1 protein-coding gene is annotated in these 5,739 nt (G+C 70.8%); it reads left to right on the top strand.

The annotated features are described in order from the left end of the window. Nucleotides 1-46 precede the first annotated feature (46 nt). A partial coding sequence (locus ABZ822_RS32475) for an SDR family NAD(P)-dependent oxidoreductase (RefSeq protein ID WP_360862056.1) occupies nt 47-5,739 on the top strand: 5,693 nt, incomplete at its 3' end.

Raw genomic sequence — 5,739 nt, 5'->3', positions numbered from 1 at the left:
TGCGGATGCGGTGGCGTTGGAGTTGGCGGATCCGGTGGGTGGTCCGGTGGCTTCGGTGGAGTCGCTGGTGCTGCGGGAGGCTGCCGGTGATCTGGCCGGTGGCGACGGCCGCCGACGCGACCACCTCTTCCAGACCGACTGGACTCCCGTACGGATCGAAGCCGTTGCCGGAGGACTCCTCCCGTCCGGACCCGATGTCTCCGGCGAACTGCCCGCCACGGAGGTCGAGCCCGGAGCGGACATCCTGCTGCGGGTGGAGCGACCGGCCGGCGACCTCGCCGAGGCCGCACATGCCGTCGCCGCCGGTGTGCTGGGTCGCGTTCAGGAGTGGCTGTCGGAGGAGCGGTTCGACGGCGCACGCCTGGTGATCGTCACCGAGGGAGCCGTCGCCCTCGACGAAAGCGACGACAGCGCACCGGATCCGGCCCTCGCGGGGGTGTGGGGCCTGGTCCGCGCGGCACGTACGGAGGCACCCGACCGGTTCGCGCTGGTGGACATGGACGGTACGGACGCGTCCTGGGGCATCGTGGCCGCGGCACTCACCTCGGCCGAGCCGGAATTGGCGGTGCGCGGTGGCACGGCCTACGCGCCTCGGCTGGGGCGCGTCACGGCCCGCGGCGAACTCTCCGCTCCCGTCACGGAGTCCGGGAACCCGGCCTGGCGCCTCGACATCGCCCAGGAGGGCACGCTGGAGGGGCTGGCGCTGCGTCCGGTTCCGGAGGCGGAGGCTGTACTCGCGCCGGGCCAGATCCGTATCGGCGTGCGGGCGGCGGGTGTCAACTTCCGCGATGTGCTGAACACGCTCGGGATGTATCCCGGTGATGCGAAGGACTTCGGTCTTGAGGGCGCCGGTGTCGTGACCGAAGTCGGGCCGGGTGTCGTTGAACTGGCCCCCGGTGACCGCGTGATGGGCCTCTTCTCCGGCGCTTTCGGTCCGGTTGCTGTGGCGGATGCGCGGAAGGTCGCCCGGATCCCCAGGGGCTGGTCCTTCGCACAGGCGGCATCCGTACCCGTGGTGTTCCTGACCGCGTACCACGCACTCACCGACCTGGGGAGCGTGAAGCCCTGGGACTCGGTGCTGGTGCATGCGGCGGCCGGTGGTGTGGGTATGGCCGCGACGCAGTTGGCGCGTCATCTGGGTGCTGAGGTGTTCGGTACGGCGAGCGTGGGCAAGTGGGACACGCTGCGCGGTCTGGGCCTGGACGACCGTCACATCGCCTCTTCCCGGGATACGGACTTCGAGGCGGCGTTCCTGGACGCGACCGGTGGTCGTGGTGTGGATGTGGTGCTGGACTCCCTTGCCGGAGAGTTCGTGGACGCTTCGCTGCGACTGCTTCCGCGCGGCGGCCGGTTCCTGGAGATGGGCAAGACCGATGTCCGCGATCCGGAGGTCGTGGCCGCGGGGCATCCGGGGGTGGAGTACCAGGCGTTCGACCTGATGGACGTGGAGCCGGAGCGGATCGGGCAGATGCTGGCCGAGCTGGTCTCCCTCTTCGAGCTGGGTGCTGTGCGGCCGCTTCCGGTGACGTGCTGGGATGTGCGGCGGGCTCCGGAGGCGTTCCGGTATCTGTCGCAGGCACGGCATGTGGGCAAGGTCGTTCTCACCGTTCCCGCGCCGCTGGATCCGGAGGGCACGGTGCTGGTCACCGGTGGCACGGGTGGCCTGGGCGCGCTCGTGGCCCGGCATCTCGTCACCGAGCACGGGGCGAGGCGTCTGCTGTTGGCGAGCCGCCGCGGCCTGGAGGCACCTGGGGCGGGCGAACTCGTGGCGGAGCTGGCCGACTTGGGAGCGTCGGTCGAGGTGGCGGCCGTGGATGTCGCCGACCGGGACGATCTCACCGCCGCGCTCCACACCATCCCCACCGACCATCCGCTGACCGCTGTCGTGCATACGGCCGGTGTTCTGGACGACGGTGTGGTCGCCGCACTCACCCCCGAGCGGCTGGCACACGTCATGCGCCCGAAGGCCGATGCAGCCGTGCATCTGCACGAGCTGACCCGTGGCGCCGACCTGTCGGCGTTCGTGGTCTTCTCCTCCGTCGTGGGCACGTTCGGTGGTGCGGGGCAGGCGAACTACGCAACGGCCAACGCTTTCCTGGACGCCCTCGCGACGCAGCGTCGCTCCTGCGGCCTGCCCGCCACCTCCCTTGCCTGGGGCCCGTGGGCGCCCGGCGCGGGCATGACCGCCGACCTGAACGAGGCCGACCTCCGGCGTATGGCCCGGAACGGAATGCTTCCGCTCCCTCCCGAGCGGGGCCTCCGTCTGCTGGACACCGCGCTGGAGCTGGGCGCTGGTCTGGAGCGGGCCGCCGTGCTGCCCGTGGATCTGGACATCGCGACCCTGCGCGGGCGGACGTCGGCCGACGTACCCCCGCTGCTGCGGGGCCTGGTCCGGGGCCGTGGCCGCCGCAAGGCCGAGATCGGAACGGCCGGAGACGCCGCGGGGCTGCGGCAGCGGCTGCTCTCCCTGCCGGCGGTCGACCGCGAGCGCTTCCTTCGGGATTTCGTCTCGGAGCAGTCGGCGTCCGTACTGGGGCATGGGTCCGCGCACCAGGTCGAGTCGGGGCAGACGTTCAAGGATCTCGGCTTCGACTCGCTCACTTCGGTCGAGCTGCGCAACCGTATGAATGCCGCCACCGGCATGCGCCTTCCCGCGACTCTGATCTTCGACTACCCCACCCCGGCATCACTGGCCCGTCATCTGCTGGCGGAGCTGTCCGACGGGGAGGAGGCCGGTTCCTCGGCGCCCGCTCTGCCGGCGGTGGTGAGTGCGGGCGACGATCCGGTGGTGATCGTGGGGATGGCCTGCCGGTTCCCCGGTGGTGTCGAGTCGCCTGAGGATCTGTGGCGGCTGGTCAGTGAGGGAAGCGATGCGATCGGTGGCTTCCCGACCGACCGCGGCTGGGACCTCGACAGTCTCTACGACCCGGAGCCCGGGACGCCGGGGCGGACCTACGTCCGTGAGGGCGGGTTCCTGCACGGCGCGCCCGAGTTCGATGCGGCGCTTTTTGGGATCTCGCCGCGTGAGGCGTTGGCGATGGATCCGCAGCAGCGGTTGCTGCTGGAGACGTCGTGGGAGGTCTTCGAGCGGGCGGGTATCGACCCGGAGGTTCTGCGTGGCAGCCGTACCGGCGTCTTCGCGGGTGCGATGGCCCAGGACTACGGCTCCTTCCTGCGCGCGGCCGAGCTGGACTCGGGCGGCTATCTCATGACCGGGAACACCGGCAGTGTGGCGTCGGGCCGTATCGCGTACACCTTCGGTTTCGAGGGTCCCGCGGTGACAGTGGACACGGCGTGCTCGTCGTCGTTGGTGGCGCTGCATCTGGCCGCGCAGGCGCTGCGGTCCGGCGAGTGTGATCTGGCGTTGGCCGGTGGTGTCACGGTCATGTCGACACCGGAGACGTTCCTGGAGTTCTCGCGGCAGCGGGGCCTTGCCTCGGACGGTCGGTGCAAGGCGTTCTCGGACGGTGCGGACGGTACGGCGTGGGCCGAGGGTGTGGGTCTGCTGCTGGTGGAGCGGCTTTCCGATGCGCGTCGACATGGGCATCGGGTGCTGGCCGTCGTCGCCGGGTCGGCGGTGAATCAGGACGGTGCGTCGAACGGTTTGACGGCGCCGAACGGTCCGTCGCAGCAGCGGGTGATCCGCCAGGCCCTGGCCGGTGCCGGGCTCAAGCCTGCCGACATCGATGCGGTGGAGGCGCACGGTACGGGAACCCCGCTGGGTGATCCGATCGAGGCGCAGGCCCTCATCGCCACCTATGGCCAGGATCGTGAACAGCCGTTGTGGTTGGGCTCGTTGAAGTCGAATGTGGGTCATACGCAGGCTGCTGCGGGTGTCGGCGGTGTGATCAAGATGGTGATGGCGATGCGGCAGGGGATCCTGCCGCGCACCCTGCATGCCGAGGAGCCGTCCTCGCACGTGGACTGGTCGGCCGGTGAGATATCCCTGCTCAAGGAGAACGTGGAGTGGCCGCGGCCGGATGACCGTCCGCGCCGCGCCGGTGTGTCGTCCTTCGGCATCAGCGGCACCAACGCCCACGTCATCCTCCAGCAGGCCCCGACGGGTGAGACCGCCCCCGCCCTCGACACTGCCCACCCCGGCACGATCGGACTCGACGCCGCCTCCGTGCCGCTCTCCTGCGCAGAGGGCCGTACCGTCCCCCTGCCGCTCTCCGCCGCGGGACCCCGAGCGCTGCGCGCCCAGGCCGAACGGCTGGCCGCCCTCCTCGTATCGGACGCGGAGCTGTCGCACGCCGACATCGGGCTCTCCCTCGCGACGACGCGTTCCGCCCTGGAGCACCGCGCCGTGGTCCTGGCCGCCGACCGTCAGCAGGCCCTGCACGGTCTTGAGGCGCTGGCGCGGCAGCACGAGTCGACCGGCTCGGTGGTCACCGGTACGGCGGCCGCCGACGGCGTTCGTACGGCGTTCCTCTTCGCGGGCCAGGGTTCCCAACGCCTGGGCATGGGACAGGAGTTGTACGAGACCTACCCGGCCTTCGCCGAGGCTCTCGATGCGGTCGACGCGGAACTGCCGTTCTCCCTGCCGGAGATCGTCTTCGGCGAGGACGCGGAGCTGCTGAACCGTACGGAGTACGCCCAGCCGGCGCTGTTCGCGCTCGAAGTGGCGCTGTTCCGGCTGCTGGAGAGCTGGGGCGTCCGGCCGGACGTCCTGATGGGCCACTCCATCGGTGAGCTGGCGGCGGCCCATGTTGCGGGCGTGTGGTCCTTGGAGGACGCCTGCCGGCTCGTCGTGGCGCGGGGTCGTCTGATGCAGGCGTTGCCCGAGGGCGGGGCGATGGTGGCGCTGGAGGCGTCGGAGGACGAGGTGCTGCCGTTGCTGGCCGGGCGGGAGGCAGAGCTCGGCGTTGCGGCGGTCAACGGGCCCCGGTCCGTGGTGGTTTCGGGTGCGGCCGGGGCCGTCGAGGAGGTCGCGGACCGTTTCCGTGCGGAGGGGCGTCAGGTCACGGCGCTGCGGGTGAGTCATGCGTTCCATTCGCCGTTGATGGAGCCGATGCTGGAGGAGTTCCGGCAGGTTGCCGAGGGTCTGGAGTACGGATCTCCGGTCATCGCGGTCGTGTCCGATGTCACGGGCTCGGCTGCCACTGCCGAGGAGTTGCGTTCGCCGGACTACTGGGTGCGGCATGTGCGTGAGCCGGTCCGCTTCGCCGATGGCGTACGTGCTCTGGGGGAGCGCAAGGTGGGCCGTCTGGTGGAGCTGGGGCCCGGTGGTCAGCTGACCGCGCTGGCGCAGGGGTGTCTGGACGGTGGAGGGCAGGTCTTCGTCCCGGTCCTGCGTAAGGACCGGCCGGAGGCGGAGAGCCTGCTCGCCGCCCTTGCCCACCTCCACGTCAGCGGTCTTCCGGTGCGCTGGGAGACGGCGTTCCCCGAGGGCACCACCGGCCTGGAGCGCGAGCGGGTCGATCTGCCGACGTACGCGTTCCAGCGACGGCGCTTCTGGCCGGGTGCCTCCGCCGTCGCAGTCAGGGATCTGAAGGCGCTGGGTCTGGGGTCGGCCGGGCATCCGCTGCTGGGAGCGGCGGTCGAACTGGCCGACAGCGACGAGTTGCTGTTCACGAGCCGTCTGTCGCTGGTTTCGCATGACTGGTTGCGGGATCACGTCGTGGCGGGATCGCCGGTGTTCCCCGGGACGGGGTTCCTGGAGTTGGCGTTGCGGGTGGGTGAGCAGGCGGGTTGTGACCGTGTGGAGGATCTGACGGTCGTGGCGCCGTTGGTGGTGCC

It is taken from the genome of Streptomyces sp. NPDC047108, from assembly GCF_040643575.1.
GTDB lineage: Bacteria > Actinomycetota > Actinomycetes > Streptomycetales > Streptomycetaceae > Streptomyces.
This window is presented reverse-complemented; position numbering and strand designations above follow the sequence as displayed.